The 21,766-nt window shown below is 35.1% G+C and carries 27 protein-coding genes; 18 read left to right on the forward strand and 9 right to left on the reverse strand.

Annotated features, from left to right (window positions below; translation table 11 throughout):
* A partial coding sequence (atpF, locus tag ACH2CJ_RS14245) for a F0F1 ATP synthase subunit B (RefSeq protein WP_394993611.1) occupies window positions 1–471 on the forward strand: 471 nt, incomplete at its 5' end.
* A gap of 156 nt (window positions 472–627) precedes the next feature.
* A complete protein-coding gene (atpH, locus tag ACH2CJ_RS14250; RefSeq protein WP_394993612.1) occupies window positions 628–1,161 on the forward strand; it encodes an ATP synthase F1 subunit delta in 534 nt (177 codons plus the stop codon).
* Window positions 1,162–1,269: 108 nt separating this feature from the next.
* On the opposite strand, the gene ACH2CJ_RS14255 is transcribed toward atpH, so the two are convergent.
* Complete coding sequence (locus tag ACH2CJ_RS14255; protein ID WP_394993613.1) at window positions 1,270–2,466, reverse strand: class I SAM-dependent rRNA methyltransferase; 1,197 nt, start codon at window positions 2,464–2,466, stop codon at window positions 1,270–1,272.
* A 140-nt stretch (window positions 2,467–2,606) separates the two neighbouring features.
* On the opposite strand from ACH2CJ_RS14255, the gene ACH2CJ_RS14260 reads away from it, so the two are divergent.
* The 5 genes from ACH2CJ_RS14260 (at window position 2,607) to ACH2CJ_RS14280 (ending at window position 8,760) form a co-directional block, all read left to right on the forward strand.
* Window positions 2,607–3,596: a sugar phosphate isomerase/epimerase family protein gene (locus tag ACH2CJ_RS14260; RefSeq protein ID WP_394993614.1), complete on the forward strand. Its 990-nt coding sequence runs from the start codon at window positions 2,607–2,609 to the stop codon at window positions 3,594–3,596.
* A 62-nt stretch (window positions 3,597–3,658) separates the two neighbouring features.
* Complete coding sequence (locus ACH2CJ_RS14265) at window positions 3,659–4,213, forward strand: RNA polymerase sigma factor (RefSeq protein WP_394993615.1); 555 nt, start codon at window positions 3,659–3,661, stop codon at window positions 4,211–4,213.
* Window positions 4,214–4,368: 155 nt separating this feature from the next.
* Window positions 4,369–5,466 (forward strand): FecR family protein, encoded by a 1,098-nt coding sequence (locus ACH2CJ_RS14270; RefSeq protein WP_394993616.1) that lies wholly within the window; start codon window positions 4,369–4,371, stop codon window positions 5,464–5,466.
* Between the two features lie 30 nt (window positions 5,467–5,496).
* Window positions 5,497–5,628: a hypothetical protein gene (locus tag ACH2CJ_RS14275; RefSeq protein ID WP_394993617.1), complete on the forward strand. Its 132-nt coding sequence runs from the start codon at window positions 5,497–5,499 to the stop codon at window positions 5,626–5,628.
* 54 nt (window positions 5,629–5,682) lie between these two features.
* On the forward strand, window positions 5,683–8,760 hold the full coding sequence (locus ACH2CJ_RS14280) for a TonB-dependent receptor domain-containing protein (RefSeq protein WP_394993618.1): 3,078 nt from the start codon (window positions 5,683–5,685) through the stop codon (window positions 8,758–8,760).
* 68 nt (window positions 8,761–8,828) lie between these two features.
* Here ACH2CJ_RS14280 and ACH2CJ_RS14285 read toward each other — a convergent pair whose 3' ends face one another.
* From ACH2CJ_RS14285 to ACH2CJ_RS14295, 3 genes are all read right to left on the reverse strand, one after another.
* On the reverse strand, window positions 8,829–9,641 hold the full coding sequence (locus tag ACH2CJ_RS14285; protein WP_394993619.1) for a purine-nucleoside phosphorylase: 813 nt from the start codon (window positions 9,639–9,641) through the stop codon (window positions 8,829–8,831).
* An 82-nt stretch (window positions 9,642–9,723) separates the two neighbouring features.
* Entirely contained in the window at window positions 9,724–9,963 is a 240-nt protein-coding gene (gene rpmB / locus ACH2CJ_RS14290) for a 50S ribosomal protein L28 (protein ID WP_394993620.1), read from the reverse strand.
* An 89-nt stretch (window positions 9,964–10,052) separates the two neighbouring features.
* On the reverse strand, window positions 10,053–10,253 hold the full coding sequence (locus ACH2CJ_RS14295; protein WP_394993621.1) for a DUF5522 domain-containing protein: 201 nt from the start codon (window positions 10,251–10,253) through the stop codon (window positions 10,053–10,055).
* Between the two features lie 64 nt (window positions 10,254–10,317).
* Between ACH2CJ_RS14295 and ACH2CJ_RS14300 the strand changes: the two genes are divergently transcribed.
* Window positions 10,318–10,761 carry a GNAT family N-acetyltransferase gene (locus ACH2CJ_RS14300; protein ID WP_394993622.1) on the forward strand — a complete coding sequence of 148 codons (444 nt, stop codon included), beginning with the start codon at window positions 10,318–10,320 and terminating at the stop codon, window positions 10,759–10,761.
* Here the strand turns inward: ACH2CJ_RS14300 and ACH2CJ_RS14305 are convergent.
* From ACH2CJ_RS14305 to ACH2CJ_RS14315, 3 genes are read right to left on the reverse strand one after another with little or no spacing between them, the layout of a single operon-like run.
* Window positions 10,753–11,256, reverse strand: a complete 504-nt coding sequence (locus tag ACH2CJ_RS14305; protein WP_394993623.1) for a hypothetical protein — start codon at window positions 11,254–11,256, stop codon at window positions 10,753–10,755. The two genes, ACH2CJ_RS14300 and ACH2CJ_RS14305, sit on opposite strands and share 9 nt — an antisense overlap.
* A gap of 19 nt (window positions 11,257–11,275) precedes the next feature.
* A complete protein-coding gene (locus tag ACH2CJ_RS14310) occupies window positions 11,276–11,512 on the reverse strand; it encodes a hypothetical protein (RefSeq protein ID WP_394993624.1) in 237 nt (78 codons plus the stop codon).
* 46 nt (window positions 11,513–11,558) lie between these two features.
* Window positions 11,559–12,110: an RNA polymerase sigma factor gene (locus ACH2CJ_RS14315; RefSeq protein ID WP_394993625.1), complete on the reverse strand. Its 552-nt coding sequence runs from the start codon at window positions 12,108–12,110 to the stop codon at window positions 11,559–11,561.
* A gap of 160 nt (window positions 12,111–12,270) precedes the next feature.
* Here ACH2CJ_RS14315 and ACH2CJ_RS14320 point away from each other — a divergent pair, with 160 nt between their 5' ends.
* Window positions 12,271–12,621, forward strand: coding sequence for a DUF6249 domain-containing protein (locus ACH2CJ_RS14320; RefSeq protein WP_394993626.1), 351 nt, complete (start codon window positions 12,271–12,273; stop codon window positions 12,619–12,621).
* Between the two features lie 8 nt (window positions 12,622–12,629).
* Here ACH2CJ_RS14320 and ACH2CJ_RS14325 read toward each other — a convergent pair whose 3' ends face one another.
* Window positions 12,630–13,667 carry a WD40/YVTN/BNR-like repeat-containing protein gene (locus ACH2CJ_RS14325; protein WP_394993627.1) on the reverse strand — a complete coding sequence of 346 codons (1,038 nt, stop codon included), beginning with the start codon at window positions 13,665–13,667 and terminating at the stop codon, window positions 12,630–12,632.
* A gap of 79 nt (window positions 13,668–13,746) precedes the next feature.
* Here ACH2CJ_RS14325 and ACH2CJ_RS14330 point away from each other — a divergent pair, with 79 nt between their 5' ends.
* From ACH2CJ_RS14330 to ACH2CJ_RS14360, 7 genes are all read left to right on the forward strand, one after another.
* A complete protein-coding gene (locus tag ACH2CJ_RS14330) occupies window positions 13,747–15,093 on the forward strand; it encodes a BatD family protein (protein ID WP_394993628.1) in 1,347 nt (448 codons plus the stop codon).
* Window positions 15,094–15,191: 98 nt separating this feature from the next.
* Window positions 15,192–16,274, forward strand: coding sequence for a chorismate synthase (aroC, locus tag ACH2CJ_RS14335; protein ID WP_394993629.1), 1,083 nt, complete (start codon window positions 15,192–15,194; stop codon window positions 16,272–16,274).
* 235 nt (window positions 16,275–16,509) lie between these two features.
* Window positions 16,510–17,148, forward strand: coding sequence for an O-methyltransferase (locus tag ACH2CJ_RS14340; protein WP_394993630.1), 639 nt, complete (start codon window positions 16,510–16,512; stop codon window positions 17,146–17,148).
* 66 nt (window positions 17,149–17,214) lie between these two features.
* On the forward strand, window positions 17,215–19,203 hold the full coding sequence (locus ACH2CJ_RS14345; protein WP_394993631.1) for a LysM peptidoglycan-binding domain-containing protein: 1,989 nt from the start codon (window positions 17,215–17,217) through the stop codon (window positions 19,201–19,203).
* 81 nt (window positions 19,204–19,284) lie between these two features.
* Window positions 19,285–19,848, forward strand: a complete 564-nt coding sequence (locus ACH2CJ_RS14350) for a DUF3109 family protein (RefSeq protein WP_394993632.1) — start codon at window positions 19,285–19,287, stop codon at window positions 19,846–19,848.
* 32 nt (window positions 19,849–19,880) lie between these two features.
* On the forward strand, window positions 19,881–20,168 hold the full coding sequence (locus ACH2CJ_RS14355; RefSeq protein ID WP_394993633.1) for a hypothetical protein: 288 nt from the start codon (window positions 19,881–19,883) through the stop codon (window positions 20,166–20,168).
* A gap of 34 nt (window positions 20,169–20,202) precedes the next feature.
* Entirely contained in the window at window positions 20,203–20,532 is a 330-nt protein-coding gene (locus ACH2CJ_RS14360) for an MGMT family protein (RefSeq protein ID WP_394993634.1), read from the forward strand.
* Here ACH2CJ_RS14360 and ACH2CJ_RS14365 read toward each other — a convergent pair.
* The gene (locus tag ACH2CJ_RS14365) at window positions 20,524–20,673 is read right to left on the reverse strand and encodes a DUF2256 domain-containing protein (protein WP_394993635.1); all 150 of its coding nucleotides are present in this window, start codon (window positions 20,671–20,673) and stop codon (window positions 20,524–20,526) included. The genes ACH2CJ_RS14360 and ACH2CJ_RS14365 overlap by 9 nt on opposite strands.
* Before the next feature lie 95 nt (window positions 20,674–20,768).
* Between ACH2CJ_RS14365 and ACH2CJ_RS14370 the strand changes: the two genes are divergently transcribed.
* Both ACH2CJ_RS14370 and ACH2CJ_RS14375 read left to right on the forward strand, forming a co-directional pair.
* Window positions 20,769–21,062, forward strand: a complete 294-nt coding sequence (locus tag ACH2CJ_RS14370; RefSeq protein ID WP_394993636.1) for a TIGR03643 family protein — start codon at window positions 20,769–20,771, stop codon at window positions 21,060–21,062.
* A 154-nt stretch (window positions 21,063–21,216) separates the two neighbouring features.
* Window positions 21,217–21,687 carry an Lrp/AsnC family transcriptional regulator gene (locus ACH2CJ_RS14375; RefSeq protein WP_394993637.1) on the forward strand — a complete coding sequence of 157 codons (471 nt, stop codon included), beginning with the start codon at window positions 21,217–21,219 and terminating at the stop codon, window positions 21,685–21,687.
* Window positions 21,688–21,766: the final 79 nt, after the last annotated feature.

Raw genomic sequence — 21,766 nt, forward strand, 5'->3', positions numbered from 1 at the left:
GGTCTGTTGTTTTGGATGGCATTAGTTTTCGGAATTTTAGTTTTCTTTCTGAAAAAATTTGCTTGGAAACCAATCCTTTCTTCATTAAAAGAGCGTGAAGATTCAATCGAATCAGCTCTTCGTATGGCGGAAGAAACACGTGCCGAAATGGCAAAATTGAAGTCTGACAATGATAAAATTTTGGCAGAAGCTCGTGCCGAACGTGATAAGATGATTCGTGATGCAAAAAATATCACTGATAAGATGATTGCAGATGCAAAAGAAAGAGCAGTAGTAGAAGGCAACAAAATTATTGCTGATGCTCGTGAAGCTATTCAACAAGAAAAAACTGCGATGGTTGCTCAAATGAAAAAGGATATGGCTACGTTCTCTATTGAAATAGCAGAGAAAATAATTCGTAGAGAATTGGCTGACAAAAAATCACAAGAGACATTAGTATCTAATTTGATTGCCGAAGCAAGATTAAATTAATACGTACGTCACCCTTAAATACAGTTCATCAACTTTTTGCAAAAACAAGTGTAATCTTTTGCAAAATTTGTTAAACAAAATTTGTTTTATTGAAACACTCGGTTGTAAATTTGTGTTTATACACTGTGAAGCAATCGGGAATTCGCTCCAAATACAATGGCAGATTCAATAGTTGCTTATAGATATGCAAAGTCATTATTTGACTTGGCAACAGAAAGAAAAGTCGTTAATGAAGTTAACGACGACATGAATACTTTCAAAACAGTTTGTGACGAAAATCGTCAATTTTTAGTTGTGTTGGGCAATCCAATTGTTCGTCACCACACAAAGTTGGCAATTCTGAAAAAAACTTTTGAAAAAAACGTTCATCCTGTTACTTTTTCAATTTTCAACGTCTTAACTAAGAAGAACAGAGAAAATTTGATATACTCGATTGCTGAAGAGTTCGATAAATTGTACAATCAGCAAAAAGGTATCCAGAAAGTAACAGTTACAACAGTTACTCCTTTAACACAAGAACAAAAAGTATCGTTTACAAAAATTGTTGGAGACTCAACTGGAAAGCAGATTGTTTTGGAAGAAAAAGTAAACGAAAATTTAATTGGAGGTTATATTTTAAGTATCGGTGATACACAAATAGATACTTCAGTTAGAAAAAAATTAAATGAGTTGAAGCTATCATTATCGTAGATAGACACCCGCGATTAAGTTCGCCTTACAAAGTATTAGTTTTCATGGCTATAAAGTTGAGAAATCCCCCGCCCATTAGCGGGGTTTTTTCTTGTATAGCAGTGAAAGTTACTCCACATAAAGCACCAAGCCCTTCAAATAACTACCTTCGGGATGAAATAGACTTACGGGATGGTCTGCTCCTTGCGTAAGCTGATGTAAAACTCGTACTTGTCGTCCAACTTCGAGTGCTGCCGACACGATTGTGTTATAAAAAAGCTCTCTATCAACTACTTGTGAGCATGAAAACGTAAATAAGATTCCACCTTTGGCTAATCTTTTTATTCCTTCTACATTGAGTCGTTTGTAGCCTTGCACAGCATTATGACGTTTGGCAATGTTTTTAGCATACGCTGGTGGGTCAAGAACTATTAAATCATAAAACTGGTCATTATTTTTCAAATAATTCATTACATCTTCGGCGTAGGCTTCGTGCTTATCGGTTTCTCCAAAATTTAGAGCCACATTTTGATTCACGAGTTCAATCGCTTTTTTGGAAACGTCGACCGAATGAACTAACTCCGCTCCTGCTTTCAACGCATAAACCGAAAACCCGCCTGAATAACAAAAGGCATTCAATACTTTTTTGTTCTTGGCATATTGTCCCAATAAAGCACGATTATCTCTTTGGTCAAGAAAAAAACCTGTTTTTTGTCCAGTTTCCCAATCAATTAAAAATTTATTATCATTTTCAAAAATTTCATGGGGCAGTAATTCATTGACTGAATCATTGAATAAGTAAGTATTTCGGATCGTTTTTGCAAATTCTGCTGGCAATGTCTCGCTACTTTTATCATAAACTCCAATGAGCGACTCGCCATAGATTTGCTTTAAACCTGCTACAATTTTTTCTTTTTCACGCCACATTCCAATTGTATGAGCTTGAAAAACAATTACTCCGTTATAAAAATCAAGAATTAGTCCAGGAAAACCATCTCCTTCTCCATGAATAAGGCGATAGCAATTTACAACTCCACTCCCACCTTGAAATGATATTGTCTGACGAAGTTTATAAGCGGTTTGGAGTTTTTCGAGCCAAAAAGCTTCATTGATTTCGGTAACCGTATAAGAAAAAATCTTGACGGCTATACTTCCTTTATAGTAATGCCCTGTGGCAAGATACGTACTCTTTTTATCAAAAATTTCTACTACATCACCATCAGTAGGATTGCCTTCTGTACGAGCAATCGCTCCCGAAAATATCCAAGGATGAAGACGTTTGACTGCGATTTCTTTTCCTGCGTTTAAAATTACTTTTGCGTACATAAATGTGAGCGATTGTGTTAAATATTTACAAAATAAGAAAAAAATGAGCCGTATTAAAATGATATATTGATTTAATATTTATATTTACTATTAACATTTAATAGTAGAGATGAACTTATAATCCTTTAAAACCAATTACCATGAAAGTAAATCGTAGAAATTTCCTACGTCAAACAGGGCTTATTGCTGCTACTCCATTGATAATCAATCAATTATGGTCTTGTACTCCTTCCTCTAAAACGGAAGAAAAAACAACTGACTCAACCGCAACTTCATCAATAATATCAGAACCCTCAGTAAAAGATTTTGGCTTACAATTATGGACTGTACAAAAAGAAATGGCACTCGATCCGAAGGGAACTTTGAAGGCATTGGCAAGCTACGGGTATAAACAAATAGAAAGTTTTCAAGGCGAGAAAGGCGTTTTTTGGGGCATGACAGCCAAAGAATTCAAAACCTACATGGACGAACTTGGCATGAATATCATCAGTACGCATTGCAATCCTGAGTACACCATGAAGAAAGAAACCGAAAAAGAATTTGGAAAATTGGTAGATGATGCAGCAAGTATTGGTATGAAATATTTGATAAATCCATTTTTAGGAAGTCTAAAAACTGCCGATGAATGGAAAAAAGCAGCCGAAGGACTTAACCGTCAAGGAGAAATGGCAGCCAAAGCAGGCTTACGAGTTGCTTACCACAATCATAATTTTGAATTCAAAAAGTTTGCCGATGGTACAATGCCCGAAGTTATATTGCTCGAAGGGACCGATCCTAAATTAGTTGATTTTGAAATGGATATATTTTGGGTGGTAAAAGCAGGTGAAAATCCAGAAGAATGGTTGAAAAAATACAATAATCGTTTTAAATTATGCCATATAAAAGACTTATATAAAGATGAAAAGGTGGCAGAACTCCGAAAAAATAAAAACGAAGTAATGATTTTAGATGATGTGAGTGCATCGTGCGACTTGGGTACTGGAAAAATTGATTTCGCAAAAATATTGAGTACATCTAAAGCAAATGGCATAGAATACTTTATTGTTGAGCAAGAGCGTTTTGATAATACAACTCCACTAAAAGCTGTTGAAGCCGATGCTAATTATATGAAGAAATTGGTTTTTGCTTAAAATGCTTTACAATCCCCTTTTTGTAGTTTTCTAAACAAAAAGGGGGTTTTTATTTTGTTTCTATGAACACCAACGAACAATACCGTGATAGCTTGCTTTTGGAAGCACTTCGCAAAGATGACGAAAAAGCATTGGGGTATTTGTTCAACACATATTATAACAAACTTTACCGAATTGGTCTGAAATGGTGCTTAGACAGCGACATTACCGAAGAATGTATTCAACTGATATTTAGCGATTTATGGAAATATCGCCAGTCACTCACTGCTATTCAGTCATTTGAAGCCTACCTCAAAAGTTCTCTCAGAAAAAGGATTTTTAAAGAATTACAAAAAGCAAATAGCATCGAAAAAGTTAATTGGGAAGATGCTGAAACTTTTATTCTTTCTACACAATCTTACGAAGAGATTCTGATAAAACAAGAATCTGACCAAAACCTTAAACAACAACTACACCTTGCAATTGAGCAACTAACGCCCCGCCAAAAAGAAATTATTATCTTGAAATATTTTGAAGAACTCAGTTTCAAAGAAATTTCCGAAAAAACTGGTCTGCAAACTGATAGTATTTACAAAACACTACATGAAGGAATAAAGAAATTGAGAGGAATATTGTAAAATACATTCAACCCACTTAGACCTTGTGTTGTAAGGTCGCTACTAATCAAAAAGAAAATCAAAAATATTTCAGAAAATTCAGGAAGATTTCCTGAAATATTTCCTCTGTATTTATAGAACAAGATATTACTCTTGATATACACCCATATCATTCCATGAAAAGTAAATTAGTACGCTTAACGATTGATGACCTTTTGATAGATGAATCTTTCCTGAATTATTATTTCAGAAAAGACGAAGCTGATATTTTAGAATGGGAAGATTGGGCAGAATTGCATTCTGAACGACAAGATTTGGTTCGGCACGCATTTTCGATGTTAGATAAACTTTCTTTGAAATGGAATCGTGAACAAATCGAAGCGAAGTTTAAAACTTTGAACAATACATTGGATGAAGCATTTGAAGAAGATATGTCTGCTCCACTTCAAATAAGTTATCGCCGTCCTGTTATTCGGTGGGCTGCGGCGGCATCAGTTATATTATTACTAAGTGTTGGATGGTTGTATTTTAAACAAATTGATGACAAATCACTTATTTATCAAGAATTAGTTGCCAATGCTCCGACAACTCTCATCGAAAAAGAAAACAATACTGATAAACCATTGCTTATTACACTTAGTGATGGCTCGTCAATTTTGCTTCAACACGGTAGTCGTTTGAGTTATCCAGCTAACTTTACTGGCGATAAACGTGAGGTGTATTTAGATGGCGAGGCTTTTTTTGAAGTAGCAAAAGACCCTGAAAAACCTTTTTTTGTTTTTGCTAATGAGCTTATTACTAAGGTATTAGGAACAAGTTTCAACATAAAATCATATAAAGAACAAAAAGATATTGAAGTAATTGTTCGTACAGGAAAGGTGTCTGTTTTTAAATTAAATGAAGTACAAAATAGTAAAAATGTTAAGATTTTAGAAGGGGTTGTCATTATACCCAATCAACAAATAAAATTCGATAAAGAGAAGAGTAATTTTTCAAAATCATTGGTTGAACAGCCTGAAATGCTTTCCGAAATGCCACCATATAATTTTGAATTTAAGGATGTTTCGGCGGCGGATATTTTAGCTATTATTCAAAAATCTTACGGAATTTCGATTGTTTATGACGAAGAGTTATTAAAAGAATGTCCTGTAACTGCTTCATTATCTGACGAGCCACTTTACGGAAAATTAGATTTAGTATGCCATGCAATCGAAGCCGAGTACCAACTCATTGATGGTCAGATAATTATCAGCAGCAAAGGATGTAAAAATTAAAATCAACTAAATAAAAACCAAATAATTTCTTTGCCTAAACAAAAAATCGGAGGTGTTGCCAACATCACCGATAGTAATTTTCCCGAAATGAATTTACGGTGCAAATCTTCGCCCAAAAATTCAATAAACTTCGGGCGTGTTTCTGTCTCATTTACTTATTAAACGTTTAAAATCATGCTAATTTTTACAAAATCCATTTCATTAATTACTAAAATTATGAAATTGAGCCTTTTACAACTTTGTTTGGCTCTGCTTTTCACAGGACTCAGCTTTGCACACGATAGCACCACCCAAGAGGTATTAGACCGTGAAGTTTCGCTACAATTGAAAGAACAGAATCTTGAAGATGCTTTGAATAAAATTGAAGAATCGGCTAATGTAAAATTTATATTTAGTTCGAAACTTATCAAAAGTAGCCGTTTTGTTTCGCTAAATGTTAAAAAACAAAAACTTTCTGCCGTTCTCGAATCACTTTTAAAACCATTAAATATTAGTTTTAAAGTAAGTGGTAACAAAATCATTTTGAATCGTCAGTCAGAAAACACTTCTTTGCTCATCCCAAACGTAGTAGAAAATCCAATCACAGGAAAAGTAAGTGATGGTCGTGGCGAGGCTTTGCCAGGAGTAAGTGTGAGCATAAAAGGCACTAAGAAAGGAACAAGTACCGACATTGATGGTTCATTTAAACTAAATGTCGATGCTGGCGATATCTTAGTATTTAGTTTTATTGGTTTCACCACTAAGGAAGTGAAAGTAACTGAAAATCAGTTAGTTATCAATGTTTCGCTCGAAGAAAGCCTTTCAAGTTTGAGTGAAGTAGTTGTAACAGGAACTCGTAGCGGCGGGCGAACTAAAATCGATACCCCAGTTCCAGTTGATGTAATTCCACTTTCGCAAGTAACCAATAATGTTGGGCAGGTTGATATTAATCAGATTTTGACTTTTGTAGCACCTTCTTTTCAGTCTTCACGTCAAGCAATTTCTGATGGAACAGACCATGTTGACCCAGCTCAATTACGAGGTTTAGGCCCCGACCAAGTTTTGGTTTTGATAAATGGAAAAAGAAGGCACCAATCAGCATTAGTCAATGTAAATGGTACGGTAAACCGTGGTACAGTAGGAACTGATATGAACGCAATTCCTGCAACATCGGTTGAAAAAATAGAAATTTTGCGTGACGGAGCTGCTGCACAATATGGTTCTGATGCGATTGCAGGTGTAATCAATATTGTCTTGAAAAAACAAATTGGCTTGAGTGGAAATGTATCGGGCGGAGAGTATATTACGAGCTACGATAAAAATTATGCTATTAATAACGGTCAAAATGCCAGCGTAAATGTAAAAGATGGTTTAACTGGACAAATTGGCTTGAATTATGGCTTTAAAATAGGGAAAAATGGTTTTGTAAATCTAACGGGAGAATATGTTTCTCGTGGACAAACGAATCGTACAGGAACATATACGGGACAGACTTTCCCAGCAGTGACTGGTCAAACTGACGACCAAGTAATTGCAGGAAAAGGCTTAACTCGTGAAAACTTTGATATGCGTATCGGTAACTCACAAGTAAAAGGCGGTGGAATTGTTTTAAATGCCGCTTTGCCAATCAATGATAATATCGAAGTATATGCTTTTGGTGGTTTCAATAATAAAAAAGGTAATGCTGCGGGCTTTTATCGTTATCCAAATGCAGTTCCTGCTGCTGTTCGTACAAATGTTTTTGCAGTATATCCAAATGGTTTTCTTCCAGAAATTAATAGTGATGTAACTGACATTTCGTTTGCGGCGGGTATAAGAGGAAAAGCTTTCAAGACTTGGAACTTCGATTTAAGCAATATTTACGGAAAAAACATATTTGACTATGCCGTTGATAACTCTGTAAATTACACCCAAGCCATTAGCACAAATTCGTTCCAACGTACATTTGATGCTGGTGGAAATTCTTTCTCTCAAAATACTTCAAATTTAGATTTTAACAAAAAATTTGAAACAGTATTGAATGGTTTAAACGTGGCTTTTGGCACAGAATACAAAGCTGATGCCTTTGGTACTCGTGCAGGCGAAACAACTTCATTTACCAATTTTAATACTGCTTCTGGTGTTGCGGCTGGCTCTCAGGTTTTCGGCGGCTTTTTACCTGCCAATGCAGGTACACATACTCGTAATAGTTTTGCGTTATACACTGATTTAGAACTCGATATTACAAAAAATTGGCTAGTATCGGGTGCAGTACGTTTAGAGAAATATTCTAATTTTGATAATACTCCCCTCAACTATAAATTTGCAACGAGATATAAATTGACTGATAGAATTGCAATCCGTGGAGCAATCAGTACTGGATTTAGAGCTCCATCTTTACAACAAAGTCATTATTCTAAAACCAATACATTGTTCCAAACTATTAATGGCGTACAAACACCCGTTGAAAGTGGAACATTCCCAAATGATAGTAAAGCCGCCAAAATCTTGGGAATTCCTGAATTAAAACCAGAAACATCTCAAAATTTCAGCATTGGAGCAACAGCCCAATTAGGCAAATTAGAATTAACGGTTGATGCTTACCAAATCAATATTAAAGACCGTATTATTTTGACTAACAACTTTACTGCAAATGGTAATGCTGACATTGCAGCTCAATTAGCGGCCGCTGGTGCAACAACCGTAAACTTCTTTACGAATGCTATCGATACTCGTTCAAAAGGTTTAGAAGCCGTTGCGGCTTATAGTACAAAATTAGGCGAAAAACAATCTTTAAAATTCACTTTTGCAGGAGCTTTCATCAACAATGAAGTAATTAAAGGAACTGATGGAAAAGTTGCAGTAAAAGCGTCTCAAACATTGATAAGTACAGGTCAACTTGGAAATTATTTTAACCGAGAAGACCAAAGCCGTATTGAAGTAGCAAGTCCAAAAAGTAAGATTACGGGAACATTGAACTATAAATGTGGCAAATTTGGTGCAATGGTTCGTGTAGTTCGTTTCGGAGAAGTAGTTTATTTAGACCCAACAATTACTGGACCAGATAAATTTGTTGCGAATAATTTTAATGGTGGAGTAAAAGAAACTTTAGACCAAACTTTTACGCCCAAATTAATTACTGATTTGACGGTAAACTATCAATTAGTAAAATCTTTGAGTTTGGTAGTTGGTGCAAATAATATCTTTGATGTTTATCAGGATGTGCATAGACACTCGGCAAATATGTCATCGGGGCGTTTTGTTTATTCACGTCGTGTGCAGCAAATGGGCTTTAATGGACGTTATGTATTTGGACGTTTGAGCTTTAGTTTTTAATAAAAACTTACTTACAAAAACGCCTTCCTAACAATGTTAAGAAGGCGTTTTTGTGAATTATCTATTTCTTACAAACTCCCAATCAATTCCTTGATAATTAAAGTCATATTTGGTTCGGCTTTGAAGGCGGCGGCCAAAATATTTTCAATTTCTGCTTTTTTCAATGTTTCAGGAATACACATATCTGTAATAACCGAAATTCCAAAAACAGGCAAATCCATCTGGCGAGCCACAATTACTTCGGGAACTGTACTCATTCCAACGGCATCAGCTCCCAACAATCTCAATAATTTATATTCAGCTTTGGTTTCCAAATTTGGTCCCGTCACGCTCACATACGTACCACTGTGTATGCCCTCAATACTATTTTGAGTAGCAATCAGTTTGGCTTTTTCAACCATAATTAAATCATACGGTTCACTCATATCAGGAAAGCGGTCGCCCATAATATTTTTTCCAACCAAAGGATTTTCAGGCAGAAACAATGAAATATGGTCTTCAATAATCATTAAATCGCTTTCACGATACATTGGGTTTATTCCTCCCGAAGCATTCGACACAAATAAACGTTCGATTCCGAGCATTTTCATCACTCGAACGGGAAACGTTACTTGTTTCATCGAATAACCTTCGTAGTAATGAAAACGTCCTTGCATGCAGACTATATTTTTACCATTTAATTTTCCAAAAAGTAGTTTTCCTGTGTGAAATTCGACCGTAGCGATTGGGAAATTTGGAATGTCTTCGTAATTTAATGTATATTCAATCTCTATTTCGGTCGTTAGTTTCCCTAAACCTGTGCCGAGGATAATTCCGAACTGAGGTTTGAAATCACCGATTTTTGATTGAATATAAGAAGTAGCTTCGTTGATTTGTTTCATTTTTGTATTTGTTGATTTATTTGATACAAGAAAAAAGCATGACCTTACGAGCCATGCTTCTATTTCTTAAATTTCTTTAATATTATAACGCTAACGTTCCTCTACGAGCTGCATCAACCAAAGTAGCTTCTAAGCCTTTTTTGTTTATTGTGCGAAGAGCTGACATTGACACCTTCAAGGAAACCCATACACCTTCTGATTCTAAGAAAAAACGCTTAGTTTTAAGATTTGGGAAAAACTTACGCTTAGTTTTATTATTAGCGTGCGATACATTATTACCGACTTGCGTTTTTTTGCCTGTGATTTGACAAACTTTTGCCATTGCTTTATTGAATATTTTCTATGAAAAATGATTAAATCCTAAAACGGAGTGCAAAATTGCACATTTTTTTGGAAATAAAAAAGCTTCACTTAGTTTTTTTTGAATCCATAAGGGCAATGACGACAAGCATTCTTGCAACAATAGCCTCTTTTGAGATGATATGTGGCTGTAAAGATCATAAATCCTTTCTCGTAGTAATAATCTTCGCTATCATTGCTCTCACTTTGCGAGCCATCAGCGTTAAGATTTGGCAAGGGTGTTTTATGATTTTTATTTTTTCTTATCCTCACTTTTTATCTATTTTTACTCTAAATTACTTAACTGCCATTTCTAAAATATTGTTTAAAAAAATTTATGAATATCAAAATTCTTCCTGCAACGATTGAAGATGTCGAAAATATTTTACAAATCTATGCCGAAGCATTAGATAATGGAAATGTTACGTCTGTAGAGAAGGCAAAAGTAATTTTCTTAAAACAACAGCAATATCCTGACTATCAAGTGTTTGTAGCTAAAGTAGAAAACAGAATAATAGGAACGTTTGCTCTCTTAATTATGGAAAACATGGCTCATCTCGGAACACCATCGGCTGTTGTAGAAGATGTTGGGATTTTACCCACATTTCAGGGAAAAGGAATCGGTAAAACCATGATGCAATTTGCTTTAGAAAAGGCCAAAGAAAAAGGTTGCTACAAAATAACGCTTTCGAGCAACCTTCGACGAGAGGAAGCTCATCATTTTTACGAATCTTTAGGCTTTAAAAAACATGGTTTTAGTTTCTTGATGGATTTAACCTAACCGCATTTTACGATGATTAAAGTACGGTTTCAGTACTTTTCTATCAAAAATTACTAATAAAATTACCAAATTTGCCAAAATTGCTATTTTTACAAAAGTATCGGTTAGAAACGTATTTGTCATTTCGAACCAGTGATTTGTTGGTGCATCAATGGTCGTTTTTGTGGTCGGTAAATAAAGAAGCGTAAAAATAATTGTACCAATGAATACGCTTGTCATCACACCTACAAAGATATAAGTCAATCGGCTACTCCATGATTTTTTCTTAACAGTTTGATTTTCAAACTGAATATTAGTTAAAATATTTTCGGTGAATTGAGCCGATGGCTTCTCAAGAGTCATTTCAGCCAAATCGACGTGTAAAGCCTCTATTTCTTGGAAATAGGCTGTATATTCGAGAGAATTGGTTAATAAATAACTGTGCTGATGTTGCATTTCTGAAGTAGCAATTCCATCTAAAATATCGAATATTTGTTCGTCTGTGAGCATTTTCATATACTTATATCTTTAATTATCACTCCGCTTTCCATTTAAAAATATAACGTGCTGCTTTATCATTTGTTTGATAATGCAACTCTTTATCGTTGAGTAGAAGTAATTGTACTTTGCTGAATTTAGTTTCACTTCTAAACTTCAATAGCAAAATATTGTCTTTTTTCAATTCCCAATTCCCTTCTTTTATTTCCATGATGGGCAGTGAAGATTGCCAAGTGCTATCTTGTTTGACCGAATCCCAAAAATGAGATTCCAAAGAAGGTTATAAAAACAAGGCTTTTTTCATGACTAATATCTTAATTTTATAATAAACTTCTGACTTCTTCTTTCAAAGTTTTTTTCATTTCGTCCGATAAGCGTTTTCTGGCTCGATGTATTTTCACTTTGGCAGTTTCGGCACTTATTTGCGTGATTTCGGCAATTTCTTCGAGCGATTGTTCTTTCAGGTAAAACAAAGTAAGCATCATTGCATCGTCGGCCGAAAGATTTTGTAAAGCCCGTTGAATGGCCTTTTGGCGTTCATTTTTTCTTAAATGCTCTGTCGAATCACTCGAATTACTAACTAAAAATGCTTCTGATGAGGTTTCAATATCGTCAGTAAAGATACGATTTTTACGTTTTTGCATCAACGCCGCATTAAACACAATACGATAAAACCAAGTCGTAAATTTTGACTCGCCATTAAACGAATGCAAAGCACTAAATACTTGCATGAAAGCATCTTGAGATACTTCTTCGGCATCTTCGCGACTATTCAGAATGCGATACGCTACCGTAAACGCATAATCTTTGTGGCGATTTATTAGCTCTTTATAAGCCAATTTATCACCAGTCCGAATGCGGCTGAGCAACATTATATCTTTCTGATTATCATTCACAAATGATATGATGCAGTTATATTTATAAAGGTTACATTAAAATTAAACAAATTTATTTTTATAACAACCCGTAACCTTAAAAAACTATTCTGCATCCTATTAGCAAAATATTATTTAACTATTTAAACACAAAAAAATGGGACCTCAAGCAGCAGCAGTAGCAATTGCTATTCCAATTACAGCGATTTTAGGCTTTGTTGGAATGATGATTATTCTAAGAAAATTTGATAACGACGAAAAAATGGCACTGATTGAAAAAGGTTTGGCATTACCCGAAAAACAAGGCTCAAAAGTTAATCCAGCTTCGGCATTACGTTGGGGTTGCCTATTCGTAGGAGTTGGATTAGGTATTTTTGTAGCAAATATGATTGCAAGCGTAAAATCAGACACCGAAGCTCTTTACCCAGCTCTAATTATGATTTTTGGAGGTTTAGGTTTATTAATTTCATACTACGTTCAATTCAAATTAGACGAAAAAAACAAATAGTTCAATGTTTATTTCACCCATTTTGCTAAATTCCCTTTCCCACCAATTGCCCAACAAGCATCCTTAAAGCACGAAACAGCATGGAAAGATTCAATATCAATGGCTTTCCATGTTGATTTGCTTTCATCCAAAAGGCTTGTACCTGAAGTTCCAACCAATAACAGATTCTTATTAGGCAACATCCAACCTGACTCTTTCAAACCATATGGTTGGGCGGCGGCTAAAAACTCCCATGTTTTGCCTGAGTCTTGCGTAATCGCCACATTCGGGAGGCGTTCCGCATCAACTTTTTGCTTGTCGTTTTTATAGTCACCACCTACCGCAATTCCTTCGTTTTCATTCCAAAAATGCAAACCAAAAATACCCGAAGTTAGTCCCTGTTTGAAAGGCGTTTGATAAACTTGCCAAGTTTCGCCTTTATCGGGTGTAAACAAAACCCTACTTTGAGTATTGAGCCATGCTTTTCCGTTAGCTTTCGTAACTACGCACGTACCACTTGACGCAAATGAAGCTTCACCTTCAAGTACTACTGGTAGCTTATCTTTTTCTATTCGCTGCCAAGAATCCCCACCATTTAAAGTTCTCATAATAAATGGTTTATCATCAATTGGGTCGCCAATTAATATTCCTTCGTTTTCATTCCAAAAATCCATTGAGTCGAAAAAAACACCTTTATCAGTACGATGCAAAACGACTTTCCAAGTTACGCCACCGTCAATAGTTTTAAATACTTTTGCCGCCCCATCCTCTGCATTTCCTGCACTCATGGCATAAGCTATTTTATAATTTACACCATAAATATCTCTAAAATCTAAACTTTCAGCACCTTTTACACGAATAACTTGCCAATTATTTCCGCCATTTTTGGTGCGTAAAATGGTGCCTCTACTTCCCCCTGCCCAAACGTTTTTTTTGCTTAAAGCATGAATCGAACGAAACGAAGCATCTGTACCCGAATTTTGTTTTTTCCATTGAGCTTGAGCAAAATTTATGCTTAGAAAAATCAATAGTAAAGTAGCTTTTTTCTTAAAAATTTGGCGAATCATAGTAATCAAAGAGAATAGTGGTTAATTTTGTGGAATGAACAGGGCGAATTTACATATTTTCTTCACTTTTTTGTTTTTTTTGATCAGCAATTTTGCATTTGGTCAAGACGAAGAAGTAAAGATTGAATTTAGTAAAAAAAATATTTTACTAGAAGAAAACCTCACGATTAATGTCCGCATAAAAAATAGTGACAAGTGGAATGTAAGTGCATTTCCTACAATTCAAGGCTTCACGAAAGGTACAAAGCAAATAGCTCATCCTAAAAACTCGTTTGGTGGGCAAAGGATTCTAAGCCATATCATTTCTCAAAACTATACTCCTACCAAAGAAGGAAATTTCAAAATCTCCCCTTTTGAATTAACTATTAATGGGAAAGAGTACCTGTCGGAAGCTAGTACTATAATGGTCACCGCATCGAAAGAAGAAATTGAAAGCCAAGAAACGATTTCTCCTGAAAATGCAAAAAATAATGCTTTTTTGGCAATGAATGTCGATAAAAGTAGCGTTTACGTGGGCGAAGGTTTTCGAGTATCTTTGGCTTTTTATGTGTCCGAAAACAACACTACTCAAATAGATTTTCCTGACGACTTAAATACCCAAGTTGATGCCATTGCCAAGAAAATAAAATCGCCCGATTGTTTGGAAGAACGAGCAACAATCACGAATCTTACCGGGCTGTCAGTTACAATTAATAACAAAAAATATTTGGTTTATAAATTCTTTGAAGCCCTCTATTTTCCATTAAATAATAAACCGATCAATATTCCTGCTGTTGATTTCAAAATGACACAAATCAACAAAAAAAATGCACAAAAAGAAACGGTAATTTTTACAAATAAAGCAACTACTGTCAAAGTTTTAGATTTGCCCGAACACCCATTAAAAGATAAAGTGACGGCAGGAAATTTTAGCTTAGTTGAGCAAATCGAAACTCGAAAAATTAATACAGGCAAAAGTTTTAAGTATATATTTAAAATTGTTGGTGAAGGCAATTTTTCAACAATCAATATAGCTCCGCCTACTGATGATAGCTTTTTTGATTTTTATCCTCCTGATGTAAGAGAAAAACATTTCAACGGACAAACAAATAAACAGAAAGAATTTCGGTATAGAATTGTTCCTAAAGATTCGGGACAATATCAATTGGAAAAGTATTTTTATTGGATATTTTTCAATACAAAAAAAGACCAATATGATACCTTAAAATCGGCCATAAAAATAAAAGTCTTGGGTAAAACCATTGCAGATAAAAATGCTGATACCTCGGAAGATGTTTTTGCCGGAATTGATAAGTTAGACACCTCAATTGCAGAAACGAACTATCAAGAAGTAATAAAAAATATCTCTAATCTCTTGATACTATGTATGTTAATGGGCAGCTTATATTTATTTAATTGGGGAAAGAAAAAAGGGAAAGATGCCTGAATGCTGAGTTTTAAGGAGTTTTCCTTAGCTGTGATGAATAATAAATAAAAAGATAAACTAAGAATAGTTGATAATTATTCACTGATAATTGATAATTAATGAGTAGCACTTACGGAAAAATATTTAGGATTTCAACCTTTGGAGAATCGCACGGGCGAGCTATTGGCGTGGTAGTAGATGGCTGTCCTGCTGGAATTGATTTTAATGAGATTTTCATTCAAAGCGAACTCGACCGCCGCAAACCTGGGCAATCTAAAATAACAACTCAACGCAAAGAAGCAGACGAGTTTCAGGTACTTTCGGGTGTTTTTGAAGGAAAAACTACGGGTACGCCCATAGCAATGGTTATTCCAAACGAAGACCAAAGGTCAAAAGATTATGGACATATTTCTAACCAATTTCGCCCTTCTCATGCCGATTATACCTATTCAGCAAAGTACGGCGTGCGTGATTTTCGTGGAGGTGGACGTAGCTCTGCTCGTGAAACTGCCGCTCGTGTAGCAGCAGGAGCTTTGGCAAAAATGTTACTCAATTTCGATTCTATCACCATTCAAGCCTATGTTTCGCAGGTTGGGAAAATGAAATTAAATAAAGAATATTGGGAATTAGATCTATCAAAAACAGAAAATAATGCCGTGCGTTGTCCCGATGAGACAATGGCACAACAAATGTTTGACTACATTGACGAGACTCGCAAAAAAGGTGATTCAATCGGAGGCATTATCACTTGCATAATCAAAGGTGTGCCTGTTGGTTGGGGAGAGCCCGTTTTTGACAAACTTCATGCCGAATTGGGCAAAGCAATGTTAGGTATCAATGCCGTAAAAGGCTTTGAATATGGCAGTGGTTTTGCAGGAATTGAGCTTTATGGCTCGGAGCATAACGACGAGTTTTTTGTAGGAGAAGACCAAAAAGTACATACTAAAACCAATCATTCGGGTGGAATTCAAGGTGGGATTTCTAATGGAGAAGATATTTATTTTCGAGTGGCGTTCAAACCAGTAGCAACTATCATGCAAGACCAAGAAAGTATCAATGCACTTGGCCAAAAAGTAATAGTGTCAGGCAAAGGTCGCCACGACCCATGTGTTTTGCCTCGTGCTGTACCTATCGTAGAAGCAATGGCAGCATTAGTTTTGGCAGATTTTAGTTTACGAGCAAAATCAAACAGAATTTCTTAATATTACAATTTATTCAAAATAAATAGAATTTTCAATAAATATATTTATTTCTGAATTTATTTTTTATTCTGTATTTTCAATTATATTTGAAATAATTATTTTTATCATAAATTTGATTATTTCAAAATAAATAACTTAGTTTGTTAGGATTTTAAAAAATGTTCTAATTTTGTATTAAAAAGTCGACTATCGACTGTTCAAAGTCGGCAGAAAATGCAAATTTATGTAAAATAATATGGAGTTTATTGCCCCCGAAATTGACGAATACTGTGCAGAACATACATCTCCTGAGACTGAAATATTGGCCAAGCTAAACCGTGAAACTCACGCAAAAGTTTTGCAAGCTCGAATGTTGTCGGGTCATTTACAAGGACGTTTTTTGGCGATGCTATCCCAGATGATACAACCAAGCAATATTCTTGAAATCGGTACTTATACTGGTTATTCGGCACTTTGTTTGGCAGAAGGTTTGAAAGAAAATGGTAAACTCATCACACTTGATATTAATGAAGAGTTAGAAAATTTTGTGCGTGGTTTCTTCAAAGAATCTCCATTAAACGATAAAATTGATTTCAGGATTGGCAATGCTTTAGAAATGATACCAACATTAACTCAAACATTTGATTTGGTTTTTATTGATGCTGACAAACTCAATTATACCAATTATTACGATTTAGTATTTGAGAAAGTTCGCCAAGGGGGGTACATCATTTCTGACAATGTTTTGTGGAGTGGGAAAGTAGTAGATAAGACAAAAAACGATAAAGACACACTCGCGATTCGGGCTTTCAACCACAAACTACATAACGATATTCGTGTAGAAAATATCTTACTCCCGATTCGTGATGGTTTGATGATTGTCAGAAAAGTTTAGAAAAAATTTAATGGCGTATTACGCTAATCGAAAATAGTAAATTAGAACTCAATATTTCCTAATAAAATGAAACAGAAAATTATTTTTCTACTTTTTCTTGTGAGCATTAAAGGAGTTTTTGCTCAGCAAGCATTGCTTCCCGAAGTACCTAAAAAGTTAGAATTTGCGGGAGTAAGCATCAAACTTGATGCTGATGCTCAGAAATTAATACAAAAAGAAGTAAATGCACTTCTAACCCCCGAAAACAAATATTTGCTCGACAAACTTCAACGAATTCAGTGGTATTTTCCTATCATAGAAAGCATTTTGGATGAAGAAAAAATACCCGAAGATTTTAAATATGTAGCAATTTCGGAAAGTTCGCTCCTTCCTGATGCAATTTCGTCATCTAATGCCGTTGGATATTGGCAAATGAAGCCAGCAACTGCCCAAGAAGTAGGCTTGAGAGTAGATAAAGATATTGACGAACGAAAGAATATTTATGCCTCAACACGAGCAGCGGCCCTGTATTTGAAACGTAATAATGTGATTTATAAAAACTGGGTTTCTACCTTATTTTCTTATTCATTGGGGGCAACTGGTATTAGTAAAATCGTTCCATCGGATTGGGCTTATGCTACCGAAATTGCATTTGATGCCAAAACCGATCGCTATTTGATCAAAGCTGTTGCCAATAGAGTGGCTTTTGAGTATCGCATCAATCGCTTGAAAGAGTCGCCATTTTCATTTGTTGAATACAAAAAAACAAAAGGCAAAACACTCGAAGAAATAGCCTCTTTGGTGAAAATTGATGTCAATGAGTTGAAAAAATATAATTCTTGGTTGCAAGTAAATACGATTCCAACAGATAAAGATTATTCGGTTGCGATATTAGTCCCTGCTGAAAATATTGAAGAAGTACAATCGAAACTAAATCGTCAAATCGAACTCGCAACAAGCGATGCAGGATTCCCGATATTAAAGCGAGTTACAATAGTTACGGCAAGCGAAGATGAGCCAGTTTTCTACGAAATAAATGAAAAGAAAGGGATTTTGGCAAAACCTGGTGATGATGTGGCATCGTTGGCAAGAAACAGTAAAATGAAAATTCCTGATTTTCTTCGTTATAATGATATGACGGACAAAGAGCTTGTAGAAGAAGGGAAAATATATTATTTACAAAAAAAACTACGTAAAGGAGCATTACCACACCACGTTGTGTTGACAGGGCAAACGATGTGGGAAATCTCACAAATGTATGGTATTCGTTTGAAAAACTTACTTCGGCTCAACCGCATGAAAACTATTCAAAGAATTCAGAAAGGCAGATTAGTTTATTTACAGAAAAAACGTCCTAAAAGCGAGCCAATAGAATTTCTGAAAGCTAAAGACATTGAAGAATTAGAAAAAGTACCCATCAAAGAAAATTATGATGGGAAGGAAGAAAAGGTTTTGGTGAAAGATGGTAGAAAGTCAGAAGATGAAAGAGTAAATACGCCGATTGGCACTACTAAATCAAGCAAACCGACCATACCAGAAACAGTTTTGGTTGAAGAAAGCAATAAAAAGCCTAATAAACCTCGCCTAGAAGATGACGATATTGTTGTAATTACGGACGAACCAATAAGTCGTCCAGAAGAACCTAAAACGACTCCAACAAAAAAAATAGACACTGATACTCCGACTGTTATCATTAAAACAACCCCCGCAAAACCAAATACAGTTTCAAGTGCAAATGAACATAAAGTAGATATTGGGCAAACCCTCTACAGCGTTGCTCGACAATATAATGTTTCAGTTAAAGAGTTGGCCGCTTGGAATAATATTCCAACAGACGAAAAAATAAAAATTGGACAAGTTTTGGTGATAAAAACTCCTCTTAGAGCGGCTGTTCCTATAAAAGTTGAAGAGGCAAAATCTGTTTCAAGTGGTTCTTCATTTCATGTTGTTCAAAAAACTGAAACACTTTATAGTATCTCAAAACGCTATGGAATATCTATGAAACAAGTTCAAAATTGGAACGGGATGTCTGATCAAAATGTTAAGATTGGACAGAGATTAATAATTAAAAAGTAGTTTTTTGTAAAACGGGTTTCAAACCCGTATTGGCAGATAAATGTAAAAAAGACTGGCTTGAAACCCGTCGTACCATTATAGATGATTTTGATAGAAAATACCTGCATTAGTGATGATGTAGCAGAAAAAATGTTTGTTTGCGACCTCAACAAATGTAAAGGTGCGTGTTGTGTAGAAGGTGATTTGGGAGCTCCATTAGATGAGGTTGAACTACCCATTTTAGCAGAAATTTATGAACAAGTGAAACCTTATCTTTCTTCCGAAGGCATCAAAGCAATAGAAAAGCAAGGAACTTATATCAAAGATTGGGAAGGTGATTACTCCACTCCTACCATTGATGATCGTGAGTGTGCCTATGCCATTTATGACGAAAATAAAATCCTGAAATGTGGCATCGAGCAGGCATATCTTGATGGAAAGACTACTTGGAAAAAGCCAATTTCATGCCATCTTTACCCTATCAGAGTTACCAAATATGAAAGTTACCACGCACTTAATTATGATCGTTGGTCTATTTGCAGTGATGCTTGCACATTGGGCGAAAAATTAGGTGTGCCAGTTTATCAATTTTTAAAAGAACCGCTTGTTCGGGCTTATGGTGAGAAATGGTATGCTGCGTTGGAAAAAGAGATTGATAATAAATAAAATCATTGAATAATTTGTCTTAATTATACTATATGAAACATTCAGGCACATTGGTCAAATCGAGTTTTATTTTGGGGCTTATCATAACTATTACTGCTGTATTAGTCAAGATTCAACATTACTCAGGGGCAAATACATTGTTAGTCATAGGAGTTTTATGTATAATAACGTTTATTTTTAGTGCTATTCTTGAAATACATGATTCTAAAAAATTAGATGGTCGTGAAAAATTTATGTGGACAATCGGACTTATCACGATGTCAACACTCTTTGGAATTATTTATATTTTTTCTGCACGAAAAAGAATCGTAGTTGATTAAATCTGACATTATTTTACCTCATCAGCATATATCATTGATAAAAACTAAAGAAAATAGCTTTGATGATATTTACGAAGTCGTTCGCCTAATTCCTCATGGACGAGTGACAAGCTATGGGGCGATTGCCCATTATCTCGGAACTGGTGGAGCACGAATGGTTGGTTGGGCAATGAATGCTTGTCATACTATGCCCGATGTACCTGCTCACCGAGTGGTAAACAGAAAAGGTGTTTTGACTGGAAAAAATCATTTTGGAGGCAATCGTATGCAAGAATTGCTCGAAGGTGAAGGTTTAAAGGTTGAAAATGATCAAATCATTGATTTTCAAAAACATTATTGGAATCCTTCGGAAGAACTACTTTGAAGATTTTTTATTGCTACGGCAAACATTACTACAATATTTTACTTCGCCCCAAACTTTCTCCCATTTCTTTCGCCATGTAAAAGGTTTACCACAATTGATGCAGGTTTTGCTTGGTAAATTTTCTTTTTTTACTCCGTTCATTTTTCTAATGAATATGTTTTACTTACACGATACTCTTTTTTTAAAACAATAAGATAAGACTTTTGTTATTAAAATTAAAAATATCAGCAAGTTTTATGAATTCAAAAGAAAAATATAAAGCCCTTCTTGAGGAAGAGAAGGACAGAATTGTAGAAATGGCTTGGGAAGATAGAACACCTTTTGAAGCTATTGAGGTGCAGTTTGGGTTAAAAGAACAAGAAGTGATTGAATTGATGCGACGAGAAATGAAACTTTCATCGTGGCGAATGTGGCGAGAGCGTGTGCAAGGAAGAGTTACCAAACATTTAGCAAAATCTACCATTGAGGATTTTCGGCATAAATGTAGTCGTCAGCGAAGTATTTCACACAACAAAGTGTCTAAACGTTGAATTAGATTTTAGATATAAAGTTTTGTATTTTAGTGTTTTTCCAAAAAAAGTTTTCTTTTTTGCTAAAATTTCAATATTTATAATTGCTTTATTTAAAAAAACAGTAGCTTTGCACGAAATAATATTTTGCACTTCCAAAAAACAATTACTCCCCATGAGTATTAACAAACTTGACCAAATAGACCACAGCCTACTGGAAATCCTCCAAAGTAACGGTAAAATTACTAATGCTCAACTTTCAAAAGAAATAGGATTATCTCCCGCACCAACGCTTGAAAGAGTAAAGAAATTAGAACAGTCAGGTATCATAAAAAGCTACCACGCCCAAGTAGATAGAGAAAAAGTTGGTTTGGGCGTAATGACATTTGTACAGGTATCACTTTCGGGCCACCGTAAGTCTGTAACCGAGGCATTCGTAGAAAAAATAACGAGAGTTCCTGAAATTATAGAGTGTCACCACGTAACAGGCTCATGCGATTTCTTGTTGAAAGTAATCGCAAAAGACATCAATTCGTATCAAAAACTAATCATGGAAACCATCAATGAGATTGAAGAAGTGGCCAATACACAAACAATGGTGATTCTCTCGACTTTTAAAGATACTCAGGTTTTGCCTGTGCCTTGATAGTTATCAATTATGATTTTTATTGAGACTATAATATTCACAAAAAAGCTACATTTTCTAAAGGAAATGTAGCTTTTTT

This window comes from Emticicia sp., assembly GCF_043780375.1.
GTDB lineage: Bacteria > Bacteroidota > Bacteroidia > Cytophagales > Spirosomataceae > Emticicia.

Coding starts and splice junctions, on each gene's coding strand:
- atpH (WP_394993612.1), top strand. CDS start 628: ATGGCAGATTCAATAGTTGCTTATAGATATGCAAAGTCATTATTTGAC.
- ACH2CJ_RS14255 (WP_394993613.1), bottom strand. CDS start 2,466: ATGTACGCAAAAGTAATTTTAAACGCAGGAAAAGAAATCGCAGTCAAA.
- ACH2CJ_RS14260 (WP_394993614.1), top strand. CDS start 2,607: ATGAAAGTAAATCGTAGAAATTTCCTACGTCAAACAGGGCTTATTGCT.
- ACH2CJ_RS14265 (WP_394993615.1), top strand. CDS start 3,659: ATGAACACCAACGAACAATACCGTGATAGCTTGCTTTTGGAAGCACTT.
- ACH2CJ_RS14270 (WP_394993616.1), top strand. CDS start 4,369: ATGAAAAGTAAATTAGTACGCTTAACGATTGATGACCTTTTGATAGAT.
- ACH2CJ_RS14280 (WP_394993618.1), top strand. CDS start 5,683: ATGAAATTGAGCCTTTTACAACTTTGTTTGGCTCTGCTTTTCACAGGA.
- ACH2CJ_RS14285 (WP_394993619.1), bottom strand. CDS start 9,641: ATGAAACAAATCAACGAAGCTACTTCTTATATTCAATCAAAAATCGGT.
- rpmB (WP_394993620.1), bottom strand. CDS start 9,963: ATGGCAAAAGTTTGTCAAATCACAGGCAAAAAAACGCAAGTCGGTAAT.
- ACH2CJ_RS14300 (WP_394993622.1), top strand. CDS start 10,318: ATGAATATCAAAATTCTTCCTGCAACGATTGAAGATGTCGAAAATATT.
- ACH2CJ_RS14305 (WP_394993623.1), bottom strand. CDS start 11,256: ATGAAAATGCTCACAGACGAACAAATATTCGATATTTTAGATGGAATT.
- ACH2CJ_RS14315 (WP_394993625.1), bottom strand. CDS start 12,110: ATGTTGCTCAGCCGCATTCGGACTGGTGATAAATTGGCTTATAAAGAG.
- ACH2CJ_RS14320 (WP_394993626.1), top strand. CDS start 12,271: ATGGGACCTCAAGCAGCAGCAGTAGCAATTGCTATTCCAATTACAGCG.
- ACH2CJ_RS14325 (WP_394993627.1), bottom strand. CDS start 13,667: ATGATTCGCCAAATTTTTAAGAAAAAAGCTACTTTACTATTGATTTTT.
- aroC (WP_394993629.1), top strand. CDS start 15,192: ATGAGTAGCACTTACGGAAAAATATTTAGGATTTCAACCTTTGGAGAA.
- ACH2CJ_RS14340 (WP_394993630.1), top strand. CDS start 16,510: ATGGAGTTTATTGCCCCCGAAATTGACGAATACTGTGCAGAACATACA.
- ACH2CJ_RS14345 (WP_394993631.1), top strand. CDS start 17,215: ATGAAACAGAAAATTATTTTTCTACTTTTTCTTGTGAGCATTAAAGGA.
- ACH2CJ_RS14350 (WP_394993632.1), top strand. CDS start 19,285: ATGATTTTGATAGAAAATACCTGCATTAGTGATGATGTAGCAGAAAAA.
- ACH2CJ_RS14355 (WP_394993633.1), top strand. CDS start 19,881: ATGAAACATTCAGGCACATTGGTCAAATCGAGTTTTATTTTGGGGCTT.
- ACH2CJ_RS14365 (WP_394993635.1), bottom strand. CDS start 20,673: ATGAACGGAGTAAAAAAAGAAAATTTACCAAGCAAAACCTGCATCAAT.
- ACH2CJ_RS14370 (WP_394993636.1), top strand. CDS start 20,769: ATGAATTCAAAAGAAAAATATAAAGCCCTTCTTGAGGAAGAGAAGGAC.
- ACH2CJ_RS14375 (WP_394993637.1), top strand. CDS start 21,217: ATGAGTATTAACAAACTTGACCAAATAGACCACAGCCTACTGGAAATC.